11 protein-coding genes and 1 pseudogene are annotated in these 16,625 nt (G+C 68.9%); 2 read left to right on the top strand and 10 right to left on the bottom strand.

What is annotated here, in order from left to right; genetic code table 11:
- Positions 1-12: 12 nt before the first annotated feature.
- The 5 genes and pseudogenes from gyrA to ligA form a co-directional block, all read right to left on the bottom strand.
- A pseudogene (gyrA, locus tag HEP73_RS10045) lies at positions 13-2,133 on the bottom strand (DNA gyrase subunit A); the annotation flags it as partial.
- Between the two features lie 210 nt (positions 2,134-2,343).
- A complete protein-coding gene (mtnA, locus tag HEP73_RS10040) occupies positions 2,344-3,408 on the bottom strand; it encodes an S-methyl-5-thioribose-1-phosphate isomerase (protein WP_185823055.1) in 1,065 nt (354 codons plus the stop codon).
- A gap of 109 nt (positions 3,409-3,517) precedes the next feature.
- A complete protein-coding gene (locus HEP73_RS10035) occupies positions 3,518-4,225 on the bottom strand; it encodes a DUF3011 domain-containing protein (protein ID WP_185816244.1) in 708 nt (235 codons plus the stop codon).
- A 139-nt stretch (positions 4,226-4,364) separates the two neighbouring features.
- Complete coding sequence (gene epmA, locus HEP73_RS10030; protein WP_185823054.1) at positions 4,365-5,324, bottom strand: EF-P lysine aminoacylase EpmA; 960 nt, start codon at positions 5,322-5,324, stop codon at positions 4,365-4,367.
- 40 nt (positions 5,325-5,364) lie between these two features.
- Positions 5,365-7,881, bottom strand: coding sequence for an NAD-dependent DNA ligase LigA (gene ligA, locus HEP73_RS10025; RefSeq protein ID WP_185823053.1), 2,517 nt, complete (start codon positions 7,879-7,881; stop codon positions 5,365-5,367).
- Positions 7,882-8,213: 332 nt separating this feature from the next.
- Between ligA and HEP73_RS10020 the strand changes: the two genes are divergently transcribed.
- Positions 8,214-9,338 (top strand): pyridoxal phosphate-dependent aminotransferase, encoded by a 1,125-nt coding sequence (locus HEP73_RS10020; protein ID WP_185823052.1) that lies wholly within the window; start codon positions 8,214-8,216, stop codon positions 9,336-9,338.
- A gap of 205 nt (positions 9,339-9,543) precedes the next feature.
- Here the strand turns inward: HEP73_RS10020 and zipA are convergent, their stop codons facing one another.
- The 5 genes from zipA to rpsF form a co-directional block, all read right to left on the bottom strand.
- Positions 9,544-10,281 carry a cell division protein ZipA gene (zipA, locus tag HEP73_RS10015; RefSeq protein ID WP_185823051.1) on the bottom strand — a complete coding sequence of 246 codons (738 nt, stop codon included), beginning with the start codon at positions 10,279-10,281 and terminating at the stop codon, positions 9,544-9,546.
- Between the two features lie 58 nt (positions 10,282-10,339).
- Positions 10,340-13,843 (bottom strand): chromosome segregation protein SMC, encoded by a 3,504-nt coding sequence (smc, locus tag HEP73_RS10010; RefSeq protein ID WP_185823050.1) that lies wholly within the window; start codon positions 13,841-13,843, stop codon positions 10,340-10,342.
- A 228-nt stretch (positions 13,844-14,071) separates the two neighbouring features.
- Positions 14,072-14,521 carry a 50S ribosomal protein L9 gene (gene rplI, locus HEP73_RS10005; protein ID WP_185816238.1) on the bottom strand — a complete coding sequence of 150 codons (450 nt, stop codon included), beginning with the start codon at positions 14,519-14,521 and terminating at the stop codon, positions 14,072-14,074.
- A gap of 227 nt (positions 14,522-14,748) precedes the next feature.
- The gene (rpsR, locus tag HEP73_RS10000; RefSeq protein WP_003473336.1) at positions 14,749-14,979 is read right to left on the bottom strand and encodes a 30S ribosomal protein S18; all 231 of its coding nucleotides are present in this window, start codon (positions 14,977-14,979) and stop codon (positions 14,749-14,751) included.
- Positions 14,980-14,990: 11 nt separating this feature from the next.
- On the bottom strand, positions 14,991-15,425 hold the full coding sequence (gene rpsF / locus HEP73_RS09995) for a 30S ribosomal protein S6 (protein WP_003473337.1): 435 nt from the start codon (positions 15,423-15,425) through the stop codon (positions 14,991-14,993).
- Between the two features lie 407 nt (positions 15,426-15,832).
- Here rpsF and HEP73_RS09990 point away from each other — a divergent pair, with 407 nt between their 5' ends.
- Positions 15,833-16,621 (top strand): 4'-phosphopantetheinyl transferase family protein, encoded by a 789-nt coding sequence (locus HEP73_RS09990; RefSeq protein ID WP_221899393.1) that lies wholly within the window; start codon positions 15,833-15,835, stop codon positions 16,619-16,621.
- Positions 16,622-16,625: the final 4 nt, after the last annotated feature.

The raw sequence follows: 16,625 nt of genomic DNA, 5'->3' as shown, positions 1-16,625 counted from the left end.
GTCCTTGGGCCGTTCGGAGAAGCGCACGGTCTTGCCGTTGGAAGCGAACAGCAGCACATCGCGCTCGCCGTCGGTCAGGCCCACGCCGACCAGGGCGTCGCCCTCGTCGAGGTTGATCGCGATCTTGCCGGCCTTGCGCTGGAACGCGAAGTCGCTGAGCGGGGTCTTCTTGACCATGCCGTTGCGGGTGGCGAAGAACACGTAGCGGCCGCCGGCATAGTCGCGCACCGGCAACACCGCCTGCACGCGCTCGCCGTTCTCCAGCGGGATCCAGTTGATGATCGGGCGGCCGCGCGCGTTCGGGCCGGCCTCCGGCAACTGGTACACCGGCAACGCGAACACCTTGCCGCTGCTGGTGAAGGTCAGCAGCGTGTCGTGGGTGTTGACCAGCCACAGCTGGTCGATGAAATCCTCTTCCTTGGTCGCCGCCGCGCTGCGGCCGCGGCCGCCGCGGCGCTGCGCACGGTAGGCGCTGACCGGCTGGCGCTTGGCATAGCCGGCATGCGACAGCGTCACCACCACGTCTTCAGGCGCGATCAGGTCGAGGATGTCGAGGTCTTCCTCGCTGTGGCGGATCTCGGTGCGGCGCGCATCGCCGTATTCCTCACGGATGCTGATCAGCTCCTCGCGGATCACCTGCAGCAGCACGTCGGGGTTTTCCAGGATCCGGATCAGCCCGGCGATCGCCTCCAGCAGTTGCTTGTATTCCTCGGTCAGGCGCTCCTGCTCCAGCCCGGTCAGGCGGTGCAGGCGCATTTCCAGGATCTGCGAGGCCTGCACTTCGGTCAGCTGGTAGCCGTCGGCGAGCAGGCCGACGCCGGCCGGCAGGTCTTCCGGCTGCGAGGCATCGGCGCCGGCGGCGCCGAGCAGCGCGCCGACCAGGCCCGCGTCCCAGCGCCTGGCCAGCATGCGCTCGCGCGCCTCGGTCGGGTTGGCCGAGGTCTTGATCAGCTCGATCATCTCGTCGATGTTGGCGAGCGCGACGGTCAGGCCTTCGAGGATGTGCGCGCGGGCGCGCGCCTTGCGCAGTTCGAAGATGGTGCGGCGGGTGACCACTTCGCGGCGGTGGCGGATGAACGCCTCCAGCATCTGCTTGAGGTTCATCAGCTGCGGACGGCCATCGACCAGCGCCACCATGTTGATGCCGAACACCGACTCCATCTGGGTCTGCTGGTACAGGTTGTTCAGCACCACATCGGCGGCTTCGCCGCGCTTGATCTCGATGTAGATGCGCATGCCGTCCTTGTCGGACTCGTCGCGCAGTTCGCTGATGCCTTCGAGCTTCTTTTCCTTGACCAGCTCGGCGATCTTCTCGATCAGCCGCGCCTTGTTGACCTGGTACGGGATCTCGTTGACCACGATCGCTTCGCGGCCGTTGTCCTGGATCTCGATCTCGGCCTTGGCGCGCATGCGCACGCGGCCGCGGCCGGTGCGGTAGCCGGCGACGATGCCGCTGGTGCCGTTGACGATGCCGGCGGTGGGGAAATCCGGGCCTGGGATGTATTCCATCAGCCCGTCGACGTCGATCTGCGGATTGTCGATCAGCGCCAGGCAGGCATTGATCGATTCGGTCAGGTTGTGCGGCGGGATGTTGGTCGCCATGCCCACCGCGATGCCGGCCGACCCGTTGACCAGCAGGCTCGGGAACCGGGTCGGCATGACCGTCGGCTCCAGTTCCTTCTCGTCGTAGTTGGGCTGGAAATCGACGGTTTCCTTGTCGATGTCGGCCATCATTTCGTGGGCCAGGCGCGACATGCGCGCCTCGGTGTAGCGCATCGCCGCCGCGGAATCGCCGTCGACCGAGCCGAAGTTGCCCTGCCCGTCCACCATCAGGTAGCGCAGCGAGAACGGCTGCGCCATGCGCACCAGCGTGTCGTACACCGACTGGTCGCCGTGCGGGTGGTACTTGCCGATGACGTCGCCGACGATACGCGCCGACTTGTAGTAGGGCTTGTTGCTGTGCGCGCCCAGCTCGTTCATCGCGAACAACACGCGGCGATGCACCGGCTTGAGGCCGTCGCGCGCGTCCGGGAGGGCACGCCCCACGATCACGCTCATCGCGTAATCGAGGTAGCTCTTGCGCATCTCGTCTTCCAGGTTGACCTGGATGATTTCCTTGGCGGATTCTGCCATTCGGGTTCCGTAAGTCTGGTGGCTAATCGACCAGGACGCCGGCCCGCGGCAAGCGGGCCTGCCGGCACCGAAAATCTACGGCACGCAGCGGTCGATCGAACCGCCGGATTCTATCATGACAGGCGCGCGAATGCCCGGTTTTTGCCGGCCCGAACAAGCACTTGCGTGGATTTGCGGGGCCGTGCAGGGGTCTGGCGCGGTTGCCGCGGCTCAACCGCCGAACGCGGCGCGCATGCGCCCGGGATCCGGACGTTCGATCACCCCGCGTTCGGTGACGATGGCATCGATCAACTCGGCCGGAGTGACATCGAACACCGGGTTCCAGGCGGCGATGCCCTCGGCCACGGTGCGCACCCCGCCCACCCCGAACAGCTCGCCCGGGTCGCGCTGCTCGATCTCGATCTGCGCGCCGTCGGCGGTGTCCATGTCCACGGTCGACCAGGGCGCCACCACCATGAACCTGACGCCGTGGTGGCGTGCGGCGATGGCCAGCTGGTAGGTGCCGATCTTGTTGGCGGTGTCGCCATTGGCGCAGATGCGGTCGGCGCCGACGATCACCCACTGCACCGCGCCGGTCTTCATCAGGTGCGCCGCCGCCGAATCGGCGATCAGGGTCGCGTCGATGCCGTCCTGCTGCAGTTCCCACACGGTCAGCCGCGCGCCCTGCAGCCACGGCCGGGTCTCGCCGGCGAACACCTTGGCGATCCGGCCCTGGGCCATGCCGGCGCGGATCACGCCCAGCGCGGTGCCGAAGCCGGCAGTGGCCAGCGACCCGGTATTGCAATGGGTCAGCACGCCGCTGCCGGGCGCGATCAGGCCCGCGCCGAGCGCGCCCATGTGGCGGTTGGCGGCCAGGTCTTCCTCGGCGATGGCCTGCGCCTGCCGCGCGATCGCCTCGCGCCAGTCGGCGCCGGCCGCGGCCAGCGCGGTGCGCATGCGCATCAGCGCCCAGGCCAGGTTCACCGCGGTCGGCCGCGCCGCATTGAGCCGCTGCAGCGCCGGTTCCAGCTTGGCCAGCGCCTGTGCGCCGTCGTCGGCCTGCACATCGCGCGCGGCCAGCACCACGCCCCAGCCGGCGGCGATGCCGATCGCCGGCGCACCGCGCACCGCCAGGGTGTGGATCGCGTCGGCGACCTGGTCGCTGTCGGTGCATTGCACGTGCTCGACCACGAACGGCAGCTTGCGCTGGTCGAGAAGTTCCAGCGCCTCGCCGGTCCACAGGATCGGACGGATATGGTCGTAGCGGGCGTAATCGATATCTAGGTCGGCGTTCATCCGCATATTTTAACGGCGGGGATTGGGGAGTGGGGATTAGGGATTCGCAAAAGCGGCGCGGCGGTGGCCATAAGCGCGTGGCCTGGCGCGTGAACAGCGACGGGGCCGCTCAGTTGACGCTGAATTCCGCGCGGCAGCCCTTGTCCACCCAGATGCCGTCGCGGTCCCAGCCCCAGCTGTCGTCCTGCACGCAGGCGGTGCCGGACAGCTGCCGGCGCAGCTGCACGCTGCTGTGGATGCTGACCCCGCAGCGGCGCCGCGAGCGGCCCTTGGACTCGCACAGCACCGGACGCGCGCCGACCGGAAAGCCGGACCCGTCGCTGGCACCGATCTCGAACTCGCCGCGGCAACCGCGCGACACCCAGATCTCGTTGCGGCGCACGCCCCAGCTGCGCTCCTCGCGGCACGGCACCGAGGACAGCTGGCGCATCAGCCGTACCGGCGCGCCGCGCAGCATCACCGGGCAGCTCTCGACCCGGCCGTCGGATTCGCAGCGCAACACGCGGCGCATCGCGCTGCGCGTGGGCTGCGGCGGATTGGAGCGGAACTCGGCGCGGCAACCCAGCGTCACCCACACCCCGGTACCGTCCGAGCCCCATTCGCTGCCGCGGATGCAATCGTTGTCGGACAATTGGCGGATCAATTCCACGCCCTGTTCGGTCGGCATCGGGCAATGCACCCAGCTCATGTCGCGCGACTCGCAACGCACCACCGCGGCGTCATAGCCGTCGGGCGCCTGCGCAAACGCCTTCGCCGGACACGCGGATACCGCCAACCCCAACCAACACCAGCTCCCGAGCCCGTACGACCACTTCATGCTTGGCTCTGCCCCTATGCGTGGAACCTGAACAACGAAGACCACTCCACCGATATCGCGCATCGACCGCATGCAGGGCTGGATCAAACCATCATCGATGTCGACAAAGCAAGAAGATGCTACATGAACGGCGCACGGTTCAGGCTCGCGCGAAATCGTAGGCGAGCACATCGCCGATCGACGCGGTGCCGCGCATCGCCATCAGCAGGCGATCCACGCCGACCGCCACGCCGGCGCAATCGGGCAGCGCCGGCAAGGCCTGCAGCAAACGCTCGTCCAACGGCGGCAGTTGCGCGCCGCGCTCGCGGCGCAGCGCGTGATCGCGCAGGAAGCGGCGCCGCTGCTCGGCCGCATCGTTGAGTTCGTGGTAGCCGTTGGCCAGCTCGTAGCTGCCCAGGTACAGTTCGAAGCGCTCGGCCACCGGCGGCTGCACGTCGCGGATGCGCGCCAGCGCGCACTGCGTGGCCGGCCAGTCGTGGACCACGGTGATGCGATCGGCCGGGAATGCGGATTGCAGGCGATGGGTCATCACCAGGTCGAGCCAGTCGTCGCGGGTCAGCCCTGCGGCGTCGATGCGGATATCGCGCAATGGCTGCTGCAACGTATCCAGCGGCGCCAGCAACGGATCGATGCCCAGCGTATCCAGGAACAGTTGCCGATAGGTGACCACATGCAGCGTCGCCGTGCGCGCGACCAGCGCCAGCGCCTCGCGCACCAGCGCCACGGTCTCGTCCACCAATTGCAGGTGATTCCAGCCGACCCGGTACCACTCGAGCATGGTGAATTCGGGATTGTGGCGGCCGCCGGCCTCGCCGTTGCGGAACACCCGGCCGAGTTCGTAGCAATCGCCGACGCCGCCGGCCAGCAGGCGTTTGAGCGGGTATTCGGGCGAGGTGCGCAGCCAGCGCAGCGCCGGGCCGGCATCGACGTGGCCGCTGAAGCGGGTCTGGAAGCTGTCGATGTTGGGTTCGGTGTTGCCGGCCGCCGACAGCATCGGCGTCTCCACCTCGAGCACGTCGCGCTCGGCGAAGAAGGCACGGATGCGCGCATTGAGTGCGGCGCGCAGGCGCAGCGCCGCGAGGTCCACGGCCTCGCTCATCGCCGCGATCCGATCGGGTGCGTCGCGTCTGGAAGCCGGCTCATCCCTGCCCCTCGTGCTCGCCGAGCAAGGCCAGCAACTGCGCCTCGTCCCACACCGCAACGCCCAGCTCCTGCGCCTTGTCCAGCTTGGAACCGGCCTCGGCGCCAGCGACGACGAAGCTAGTCTTCTTCGACACGCTGCCGGCGACCTTCGCGCCCAGCGCTTCCAAGCGCGCCTTGGCCGCGTCGCGGCTGAGTTGCTGCAACGTGCCGGTCAGCACCACGGTCTGCCCATCCAGCGGCGCGGCGCGGCGCTCGGCCTGCGCCGGCGCCGCATCGAGCAGTCGCCACATCGCCGCATCGGCAGCGCGCAAGGCCTGCAGCCGCGCGTCATCGGCCAGATAGGCGGCGAGATTGGCCGCGCCCGCCGCCGACAGCCCGGCGCCGGTCCAGCCGCTTTCGTTGGCGCGCAGCAGCGCATCGAGCGTGCCGTAGGTCGCGGCCAGCCGCTGCGCGCTCTTGCCGCCGAGCTTGTCCACCGGCAGCGTGGTCAGCAGGTGCGCCAGGTCGAGCCGCTCGCGCAGTTCCGCCGGCGGCGCGCCCTCATCGGCGAAGCGGATGCCGGCCTGGACCAGCGCATCGACCACGGCCGCGTTGCCCGGTTGCTCGAAGAAGGTCGCGATCGAACGCGCCACCTCGCCGCCGATATCGGGCAGCGCCTGCAGCAGCACCGCCGGCGTGCTGCGCACGAAGTCCAGCGCTCCCAGCCAGTGCGCGAGCGCCTTGGCGGTGGTTTCGCCCAGGTGCGGAATGCCGAGCGCGAACAGGAACCGCGGCAAGGTGGTGTTGCGGCTGGCGGCGATGCCGGCGACCAGGTTCTCCGCCCATTTCGTCGCCAGCTTGCCGCCCAGATCCACGGCCAGATGCGCGCGCAGGAAGTCGGCGCGCTTCCAGTCCGGGGATTCCTGCGCCAGCAGCGGCTGCGCCTGCGCATCGAGCGTCAGCGCGCCCTTGCTGTCGTTCACGGCCTGCACCAGATCGGCGGCCGTGGCCGCGTCCAGCGCCGCCTTCATCCGCACCAGGTCTTCGACGCTCAGCGCGTAGAGATCGGCCAGCGAATGCACGAAACCGAATTCGACCAGGGCATCGGCCTGGCGATCGCCCAGGCCCTCGATGTCCATGGCCCGGCGCGAGGCGAAATGGCGCACGGCCTCCTTGCGCTGCGCCGCGCAGGCCAGACCACCGCTGCAGCGCCAGGCCACCGCGTCCTCTTCGCGCACGATGTCCGAACCGCACACCGGGCACGTGGCCGGCATCGTCCACGGCCGCGTGCCGGCCGGGCGGCGCTCTTCGATGACCCGCACCACTTCGGGAATCACATCGCCGGCGCGGCGCACGATCACGGTGTCGCCTTCGCGCGCGTCCAGCCGCGCGATCTGGTCGGCGTTGTGCAAGGTCGCGTTGGTGACGGTGACGCCGGCGACCTGCACCGGCTCCAGCCGCGCCACCGGCGTGACCGCACCGGTGCGGCCGATCTGCACTTCGATCGCGCGCAGCACGGTGGACTGCTCCTGCGCCGGGAACTTGTGCGCCAGCGCCCAGCGCGGCGCGCGCGAGACGAAGCCCATCGCCGCCTGCTGATCGTAGTCGTCGAGCTTGTAGACCACGCCGTCGATGTCGTACGGCAATGCATCGCGCTTGGCGCCGATGCGGCGGAAATACGCGATCAGGCCGTCGAAGCCGGTCGCTGTCGCAACTTCCGGCGCCACCGGAAAGCCGTAGCGGCGCAGCAGCGCCAACGTCTGCGAATGGGTCTCGGGCAGTTCCAGGCCACGCACCTCGCCGACCGAATAAGCGAAGAACGCCAGCGGCCGCCGCCGGGTGACCGCCGGATCGAGCTGGCGCAGCGAACCGGCGGCGCCGTTGCGCGGATTGGCCAGCAGTTTCTCGTTGCGTTCCAGCGCCTTGGCGTTCCAGGCAGCGAAGGCCGCGCGCGGCATGTAGATCTCGCCGCGCACCTCGAGCACGGCCGGAAACGGCGTGCCCAGGTCGCGCAGCTTCAGCGGCACCGAGCGCACCTGGCGCAGGTTGGCGGTGACGTCTTCGCCGGTGCTGCCGTCGCCGCGGGTGGCGCCCCGCACGAACACGCCGTCCTCGTAGCGCAGGCTGATCGCCAGGCCGTCCAGCTTCGGCTCGACCGAGAACACCGGCGCGGCCAAGTCCAGCGCGCGTTCGATGCGCCGCTCGAAATCGGCGACTTCAGCGAAGCGTTCGCGATCGTCGGCATACTCGGCCACGCCCGGCGTCTCGAACGCGTTGGCCAGCGACAGCATCGGGATCGCATGCCGTACTTCCGGGAAGCCGCCGTCCGGCCGCGCGCCAACGGTGCGGGTCGGCGAATCGTCGCGCGCCAGTTGCGGGTGCTCGGCTTCCAGCGCTTCCAGTTCGCGCATCAACGCGTCGTACTCGGCATCGGTGATCGACGGATCGTCGTGCACGTAGTAGCGGTCGTTGGCGTCTTCGATGCGCTGGCGCAGTGCGGTGACGCGCTGCTGGGGATCGGGCGTGACGGTCATGCGCGGCCGGGGACGTGGTGACGGAGAGGGAGGCGATAGTAACTGCGTGCTTGGCAAGGGGAAATGCGGGTGAGGCCGGGATTGGTGGATTGTGGATTCGGATTGGGACTCTGAAGATGGGGACCGGTAGCGCGGCGGACGTACCCTCACCCCAACCCCTCTCCCGAGGGGAGAGGGGCTCAAGCGGACGCGCCGAGCGCGGCGCGGCGCTTTTCCGATTCCCCATTCTCCTTTCCCATTCCCCTGTTCGCACCCGATTCAGAAAACTTGCCGAAACGTTAAGGAAACATTAGGTTTGCCTCCCTGCCCTGACGTTTCGCTGGAGAGTGCCCGTGTCGCTACCGGTTTCGCGCCGTTCCTTCCTTTCCCTCGCCACCTCGGGCCTGGCGGTCGGTGCACTGGGCCTGGCGCCCGCTGCGGAGGCGGCAAAACGCAAGGCAGCGGCGGTCGCGACGCCCGGCGTGGCCCCTGCGGCCGGCCCGGTCTATCTGAACTTCAACGAATGTCCGCTGGGTCCGGCGCCGGCTGCGCTGGACGCGGCGCAGGCGATCCTGCCGCGCGCCGGGCGCTACCTGTTCGACTTGCAGAACGACCTGATCGCGCTGTTCGCTGGCGAGCATCAGCTGCCCAGCGACCACGTCGCGGTGTATCCCGGCTCCAGCGACCCGCTCAACCGCGCTGCGCGTGCGTTCACCTCGGCCCGCGCCGGCGTGGTAGTGGCCGATCCGACTTTCGAAGCGGTGGCCGATGTCGCCGCCGCGCACGGCGCGCCGGTGCGGCGGGTGCCGCTGCGCGCCGACGGCGGGCACGACGTCAAGGCGATGGCCAGCGCCGATCCGAACGCCGGGCTGATCTATCTGTGCAACCCGAACAATCCGACCGGCTCGATCACCGCGCGCGCCGACATCGAATGGCTGCTGGCCAACAAGCCCGCCTCCAGCGTGCTGCTGGTCGACGAGGCCTATATCCACTACAGCGAGCAGCCCTCGGTGATCGACCTGATCGGCCAGCGCCAGGACCTGCTGGTGCTGCGCACCTTCTCCAAGCTGTACGGCATGGCCGGGCTGCGCCTGGGCCTGGCGGTGGCCTCGCCGGGGCTGCTGACCAAGCTGGCCGCGTTCGGCGAGAACCCGGTGGCGATCACCGCGGTGGCCGCCGGCGTCGCCAGCCTGCGCGACGTGCAACTGGTGCCGGCGCGGCGCGCGGAGAACGCGCGGATCCGCAACGAGACCATCGCCTGGCTGCAGAGCAAGAGCTACAAGTGCCTGCCGTCGCAGGCCAACTGCTTCATGGTCGACGTCAAGCGCGACGGCAAGGCGTTCGCCGCGGCGATGGCCAAGCAAGGCGTGATGATCGGCCGCAGCTGGCCGATCTGGCCGAAGCTGGTGCGGGTCACCGTCGGCACCGAGGCGGAGATGCTGCGGTTTCGTGAGGCGTTTTTGAAAGCGCGCAAATAGCGCGCGCGCTTCGGGATTGGGGAGTTGGGATTGGGGATTCGTAAAAGCCGGGCTATGGCGCGCTAGGCTTCGCCCGTACCCTCATCCGCCCCTTCGGGGCACCTTCCCCCAAAAAGGGGGCCGTGAGTCCCGATGGGAGAAGGGGGGCGCTAGCGAATCGCTTTTACGAATCCCGAATCCCGACTCCCCAATCCCGGCCCCACGCTTACCAGCGTGGGGCCTTCGTCAACGGCGGCGCCTGATGCTGGCGGTCGTAGGCGCGCAGTTCGTCGCGGATGTGGGCGATGCGTTGGCGGCCGAGGGCGTTGCGGCTGTCGTCCAGAACCACGCCGTCGAGCAGTTCGCCCATGCGCTGCACGGTCGGCAACATCTTTTCCCAGGCGTCGAGCGCGGTCAGCGGCGCCGGCAGGGTCAGGAAGAACGCGATCGCCGGGGTCTCCATCTCGCGGATGTGGGCCATGTCGAAACTGCCCGGCTTCATGATGCTGGCCATGCTGAAGATCGGGCCGCGCTCGGGATGGCCTTCGACCAGGCGGTGGAACACGCTCATGTGGCCGAACACCAGCCCGGTCTTCTCGGCCGCGACGACGATGTCCTCACCGCGCAGCACCTGCCCGGCGCGCGCGGCGACGTACAGCGAGACGATCTTGTCGAAGTCCTGGCTCGGCCGCTTGCCGAGGTCGGCATTGGCCGCTTCGGCGGCGGACAGGCCCAGTTCGGGTTGGCCGAGCGCGCCGTCCTGATCGGGCGCGGCGAGCGCGTCGCCGTCGGCGGGTACGGCGGCATCGCCGAGCGAGGGCTCGCGCCGCGGCGCGGCCGGGTCGGCCGGTTCCACGCGCCGACCCTGGGTCGGTTTCTTCGGGCGGCCGAACAGGAAGATCGCCGCGATCAGCAACAGACCGGCGGCGAGGATGCCGATGCGCAGCATTGCCATGTCGGACATTCGGGGGTTACTCCGGCAGGGGTGCGTAGGGGGAAGACAAGGTATTTAGCATGTCACGTCAGGCCGCGCCCGCCAAACGCGCGGCTTCCTCGAGGTCCACGCTGACCAGGCGGCTGACGCCCGGCTCGCGCATGGTGACGCCGCTGAGCTGGTGCGCCGCTTCCATCGTGGCCTTGTTGTGGCTGACGAACAGGAACTGCACTTTCTCGCTCATTTCCTTGACCATCGCCGCCAGGCGGCCGACGTTGGCTTCGTCCAGCGGCGCGTCGACCTCGTCGAGCAGGCAGAACGGCGCCGGGTTGAGCTGGAAGATCGCGAACACCAGCGCCACCGCGGTCATCGCCTTCTCGCCGCCGGACAGCAGCGAGATACTGGACACGCGCTTGCCGGGCGGGCGCGCCATGATCGCCACGCCGGTGTCGAGCAGGTCTTCGCCGGTCAGTTCCAGATAGGCGTGGCCGCCGCCGAACAGGCGCGGATACAGCGCCTGCACGCCGGAATTGACCCGGTCGAAGGTGTCCTTGAAGCGGCCGCGGGTCTCGCGGTCGATCTTGCGGATCGCGTCCTCAAGGGTTTCCAGCGCGGTGTTCAGATCGATGTCCTGCGCTTCCAGATACTCGGAGCGCTGCGCGGCCTCGCCGTATTCGCTGATCGCGGCCAGGTTGACCGGCTCCAGGCGGCGCATGCGTCCGTCGATCTGCTGCACCGCCTGCTCCCATTCGGCCGGATCGGCCTGTTCGGGCAGGCCGTTGATCACGTCCTCGAGCACGAAGCCGGCCTTGACCACCGCCGCCGACAACTGCTCGGCGCTGAGTACCAGCGCCTGCTGGTCGAGACGGCGCTGGGCGATGCGCTCGCGCTGCGCCAAGGCCTGCTCGTCGCGCTGCTGACGGGTCTGTTCCAGCCCGCGCAATTCGTTGTCGATGCCGTCCAGCAACGCGCGCGCCTCGCCCAGCGCGCGGTCGGTGCGCACGCGTTCGCTGAGCGCGGCCTGGTGCTCGGCTTCCAGCGCATGCACCGGCGAATCGCCTTCGCTCAGCTGCGCGCTGAGTTCGCCCAGGCGCGAATCCAGTTGCCCGCGCTGGTTGCCCATGCGCTCCAGCGCCTGGCTCAGCGAGGCGATCTGGGTGCGTTGCGATTCCAGGGTCAGGGCCAGCGCATGCGAGGCCTCGCGCACCCGGCGCGCGGCATCGCGGGCCAGGTCGCGCGCTTCGGTGAGCTGGCGGCGCTCGCTCTCCAGCATGTGCCGGGTGCTTTCCAGGTCGCCCATGCTGGTGACCGCGTCTTCCAGCTTGGAACGCGCCTCGCGCGCCTGCTCGCGGCTGCCGTCCAGGGTTTCCAGCAGCTGCGCGATCTCCGTCTCGATGCGCTCGATGCGGGTGCGCGCGGCATCCACCTTGCCCTGCTGGCTCTGCAGCTGCCCGGCCAGTTCGGACACGCTGCGGTGCGCCTGGTACAGCTGGCGCTGCGCTTCCTCGCGCTGCTGCTCGGCCGCCAGCGACTGCTCGCGCAGGCTCGCCAGGCGCTGGTCCAGCTCGGCTTCGCGGTCCTGCAGCGCGTCGATCTGGCCGCGCAGCGCCTGGATCTCGCGCTCGCGCAGCAAGGCGCCCTGCTTGGCCGCGCCGGAGCGCGACACGCGCAGCCAGCCCTCGCCCAGGCGTGCGCCGTCGCGGGTGATGATCGAGTCGCCCTCGCCCAGCTGCGGCAGCAAGGCGCGTGCGGCGGCGAGGTCCTCGGCCGCGTGCAGCCGCGACAGCAGGCGGCGGATCGCGATCGGGCCCTGCACCTTGGCGGCAAGCGAGGTCGGCGCGAAGTTGCCGGCCTCTTCGTCGCTGCTGACCAGGGCGATGCGGCCTTCGCCGAGTTCACCCAGCGCATCGATCAGGGTCTCCGGCGCATCGACCAGCACGCCTTCGATCAATTGCCCGAGCGCGCCTTCGACCGCGTTTTCCCAGCCGCTGTCGACGCTGATGCGCTCGCCCACGCGTGCCGCCGAATCCAGCCCGCGCGCCTTCAGCCATGCCACCGCGGCGCCCTGCTCCTGGCCGAGCGCGGCCTGCTGCAGGGTTTCCAGCGACGACAGCCGGCCGCGCGCGGCCTGCGCCTGCTTGCGCACCTCGGCCAGTTCCGCCTGCGCACCGCGCTGCTGTTCCTGCAGCGCGGTCAGCGCCTGCTTGCGGGTTTCGACCTGTTCGTTGAGCCCGTCAAGCGCGGCGCGCTGCGTCTCGTGCTGCAGCTCCACCTGTTCGAAGGCGGCGGCCAGCGCGTCCAGGTCCAGCCCGGCGCGCTCGGCGGCCAGGGCTTCGCGGCGGCGCTCGGCCTCCAGCGATTGCCGGTCCAGGTAATCGACGCGGGTGCGCTCGACTTCGCCGGCGCGCGAGGCCTCGGCGGTGTAGCGCTGGTGGGTTTCCCAACGCTGCTGCCAGTCGGCCAGTTTGGCTTCGGCGTCGCGCAGGGCTTCCTGCTTGTATTCGTTGTCTTCCTGCAACTGCTCCAGCTGCGGCCCGGCGATGTCCACCGACTCGCGCAACAGCGACAGCTTGGCCTCGTCGCCGCTGATGTGCTGGCCGAGTTCGGCCAGCGCCAGCTGCGCTTCGTCGCGCGCCTTGTGCAGGCGCTGCGACAGGTCGCGCTGGTGCTGGATTTGCTGCTCGATGCGCGCCAGCGTGCTGCCGACCTGGTAGACCTCGGCCTGGGCCTTGCTCAAGGCGTCTGCCGCTTCCTCGCGGCGCACGCGACCGGTTTCGATCCGCGCCTCGGCCTCGCGCTGCTCGGCGATGAACTGCTGCAGGCGCGTCTCTTCCTGGCCCAGCGCCTCGCGCAGGCCCTGCAGCTTGCCGTCCAGACCCCGGTATTCCAGCGCCTTCCACTGCGCGTCCTTGACCTTGCGTTCTTCCTGCAGCGCCTGGTACTGCTCGGCCTGGCGCGCCTGGCGCTTGAGGTGCTCGAGCTGCTTGCCGATCTCCTCGCGCAGGTCGCCCAGCCGCTCCAGGTTCTCGCGGGTATGGCGGATGCGGGTCTCGGTCTCCTTGCGCCGCTCCTTGTACTTGGAGATGCCGGCGGCCTCTTCCAGGTATACGCGCAGGTCTTCCGGGCGCGCCTCGATGATCTGGCTGATCATGCCCTGCTCGATGATCGAGTAGCTGCGCGGGCCCAGGCCGGTGCCCAGGAACAGGTCGGTGATGTCGCGGCGCCGGCACTTGGTGCCGTTGAGGTAGTAGCTGCTGCTGCCGTCGCGGCTGACCTGGCGCTTGACCGAGATCTCGTTGAACGAGGCGTACTCGCCGGAGATGGTGTGGTCGGAGTTGTCGAAGATCAGTTCCACCGTGGCCTGCGACACCGGCTTGCGCGCCGAGGAGCCGGAGAAGATCACGTCGGTCAGCGAGTCGCCGCGCAGGCGGCTGGCCGAGCTTTCGCCCATCACCCAGCGCACCGCGTCGATGATGTTCGACTTGCCGCAGCCGTTCGGACCGACGATGCCGGTCATGTTGGTCGGCAGGTGCAGCGTGGTCGGATCGACGAAGGACTTGAAGCCGGACAGCTTGATGGTCGACAGGCGCATGGGGCAGGCAATCCATGGCAGGCGGCGGCCGGCGGGCCGGCACGCGCTGCCGCTAATGAATATCCAGGTGAAGTCCCGCTTTCAAGCCCTTGATACGACTACGATCGCCGGACAGGAAACAGGCACGAACCGATGAGTATAACGGCACCCGGCGGGGGCCGGGGCCGGAGGCCGCAAACGAAACGGGCACCTTGCGGTGCCCGTTTCGGTACAGCATGAAGCCGTGGATCAGGCTTCGGCTTCGACCACGACCTTGACCGTGGTCTCGACGTCGGCGTGCAGGCGCACCAGCACCTCGTACTCGCCGATGTTGCGGAACGCGCCTTCGCCCAGCACCACTTCGCCCTTTTCCAGCGGCAGGCCGGCGGCGGTGAACGCCTCGGCGATGTCGCGCGGGCCGACCGAGCCGTACAGCTTGCCTTCGGTGGACGCATTGGCCTTGACCGTCACGCTGGCGCCTTCCAGCTTGGCCGCACGGGCCTCGGCGTCGGCGTGGATCGACTGCGCCTTGGCTTCGTAGTCGGCGCGCTTGGCCTCGAACTCGGCGATGTTGGCGGCAGTGGCCGGCACGGCCTTGCCCTGCGGCACCAGGAAGTTGCGGCCATAGCCCGGCTTGACGTCGACCTTGTCGCCGAGGCCGCCCAGGTTGGTCACTTTCTGCAGAAGAATCAGTTGCATGGTGTTGCTCCGTTATTCGTTAGCGCACGCCCGAAGGCGCCCGCAACGCTTGCTGTCCGAATAGGAAAAGCCGGGAATCGGGAATCGGGAATCGGGAATCGCAAAACCCCCAACCAACACCGCACTCTTCGATCGCCAGACTTCTATTGAATAACCCGCGCATGGATGTGCGGGCTGTCGCTCGGAAGGACCCGCACAGACGTGCGGGTCCTTCCGGAGCGGTCACATCAAATATCGTGGTTGTCCGTGTACGGGATCAACGCCAGGAAACGCGAGCGCTTGACCGCCGTAGCCAGCTGACGCTGGTACTTGGACTTGGTGCCGGTCACGCGGCTCGGCACGATCTTGCCGTTCTCGGTGAGGTACTGACGCAGGGTGTTGAGATCCTTGTAGTCGATCTCTTTGACGCCCTCGGCGGTGAACTTGCAGAACTTGCGGCGACGGAAGAACTTGGACATGGCAGTGCTCCTTAGGCGGCTTCGGCGGCGTCGCCGTCGGTTTCGGTGGCGGCGGCAGGCGCATCGCCTTCCTCGTCGTCGCGGCGACGGCGCTCGCTACGCTCGGGCTTGTCGCCCTTCTCGTCCTTGCTCTTCATGATCAGCGACTGCTCGGTATCCGGGCCGTCGCGCTTGATCACCAGGTGGCGCAGCACGGCGTCGTTGAAGCGGAAGCTCTCGACCAGTTCGGCGAGAATGGCCTGGTCCACTTCGATGTTGAGCATGACGTAGTGCGCCTTCACCAGGTTCTGGATCGGGTACGCCAGCTGGCGGCGGCCCCAGTCTTCCAGACGGTGGATGGTGCCGCTGCCGTTCTCGACCAGCGACTTGTAGCGCTCGATCATGGCCGGGACCTGCTCGCTCTGGTCCGGATGGACCAGGAACACGATTTCGTAATGACGACTCATGTGGTTATACCTTTCGGATGTGGCCCGAGGGCCGGACAGCCCCCCGCGAGGCCCAAAACGGGTGCGGTGGGGCAAGGGATCCCGCCACGACGGGCGCAGGAAGCCGGAAAGTATGGCAGCGCAGGGGCCGCACCGCAAGTTGGCGGCCGTACGCGCATGTATGGCGGGCACCGCCTGCTGCAGACAATGCGGCGGCCCAGGCCGTCGCCGCATGGGCGCCGGTTTTGCGACACTCGCCGGATGAACCGCAGACAGCCCGCACTCCCAGCCACCGAAGCCACGCCGCTTTCCGCGCGATGGCCCGTCCTGGCTGCTGCCCCAGGCCGTGAGCTTGCAGCCGGGCCAGCGCGAGTACGCGGCGCCGGTCGCCCTTGCCGCATCTGCGGCATGACGACCGGGGACGCGCGTTGAGCGCCCACCCGCACGCCCACCCTCCCCTACGCGGCGGCCAGCCGCTGCAGTTGGACCTGTCGCCGGCAGTCGCCACCGCGCTGCGCAGCGCACGCCGCTACCTACTGGACGACGGCACGCCGCTGTACGCGCTGGCGTTCGATGCCGAACGCTTCCAGCCGCAGGCCTTCGCCGCCGCGGCGATCGCCTGCCCGGACAGCGTCGCGCGCAGCGTGCGCAAGCGCCAGGCGGAATTCCTGTTCGGGCGCCTGGCCGCGCGGCTGGCGCTGGGCGAGGCGCTCGGCCCGGCGCAGGCGCAGGCGGAGATCGCGATCGGTACGGCGCGCGAGCCGCGCTGGCCGGCCGGCAGCCTGGGCAGCATTTCCCATAGCGGCGGCTGCGCGGCGGCAGTGGCGCTGCCGACCGGCCAGGCCCAGGGCATCGGCATCGACCTGGAACGGCTGCTCGCGCCCGCCGCGCGCGAGGCCGTGCTGAGCATGGCGATCGATGCGCAAGAAGCCGATCTGCTGGCCGCCGCGGCCGATCCGCAGTGGTCGCACGATGCGCTGCTGACCGCGCTGTTCTCGGCCAAGGAAAGCCTGTTCAAGGCCGCGTTCGGCGCGGTCGGGCGTTACTTCGATTTCGAAGCGGCGCGCGTGTGCGGGGTCGATCTGGCGCGACAGCGGCTGCGCCTGCGGCTCACCGAGACGCTATGCGCGCAGTTCGCCGAAGGACAGGTCTGCGAGATCGGCTTCGCGCGCCTGGACCTGGATTCGCAACTGGTGCTGACCCACTACGCCTGGTGAACGC

It is taken from the genome of Xanthomonas sp. GW, assembly GCF_014236815.1.
GTDB lineage: Bacteria > Pseudomonadota > Gammaproteobacteria > Xanthomonadales > Xanthomonadaceae > Xanthomonas_A.
The sequence above is the reverse complement of the archived record's forward strand: the minus strand, read 5'-3'. Positions and strand labels throughout refer to the sequence as shown.

Coding starts and splice junctions, on each gene's coding strand:
- HEP73_RS10035 (WP_185816244.1), bottom strand. CDS start 4,225: ATGAAGTGGTCGTACGGGCTCGGGAGCTGGTGTTGGTTGGGGTTGGCG.
- ligA (WP_185823053.1), bottom strand. CDS start 7,881: ATGACCGTCACGCCCGATCCCCAGCAGCGCGTCACCGCACTGCGCCAG.
- zipA (WP_185823051.1), bottom strand. CDS start 10,281: ATGTCCGACATGGCAATGCTGCGCATCGGCATCCTCGCCGCCGGTCTG.
- smc (WP_185823050.1), bottom strand. CDS start 13,843: ATGCGCCTGTCGACCATCAAGCTGTCCGGCTTCAAGTCCTTCGTCGAT.
- rpsR (WP_003473336.1), bottom strand. CDS start 14,979: ATGTCCAAGTTCTTCCGTCGCCGCAAGTTCTGCAAGTTCACCGCCGAG.
- rplI (WP_185816238.1), bottom strand. CDS start 14,521: ATGCAACTGATTCTTCTGCAGAAAGTGACCAACCTGGGCGGCCTCGGC.
- mtnA (WP_185823055.1), bottom strand. CDS start 3,408: ATGAACGCCGACCTAGATATCGATTACGCCCGCTACGACCATATCCGT.
- rpsF (WP_003473337.1), bottom strand. CDS start 15,425: ATGAGTCGTCATTACGAAATCGTGTTCCTGGTCCATCCGGACCAGAGC.
- epmA (WP_185823054.1), bottom strand. CDS start 5,324: ATGAGCGAGGCCGTGGACCTCGCGGCGCTGCGCCTGCGCGCCGCACTC.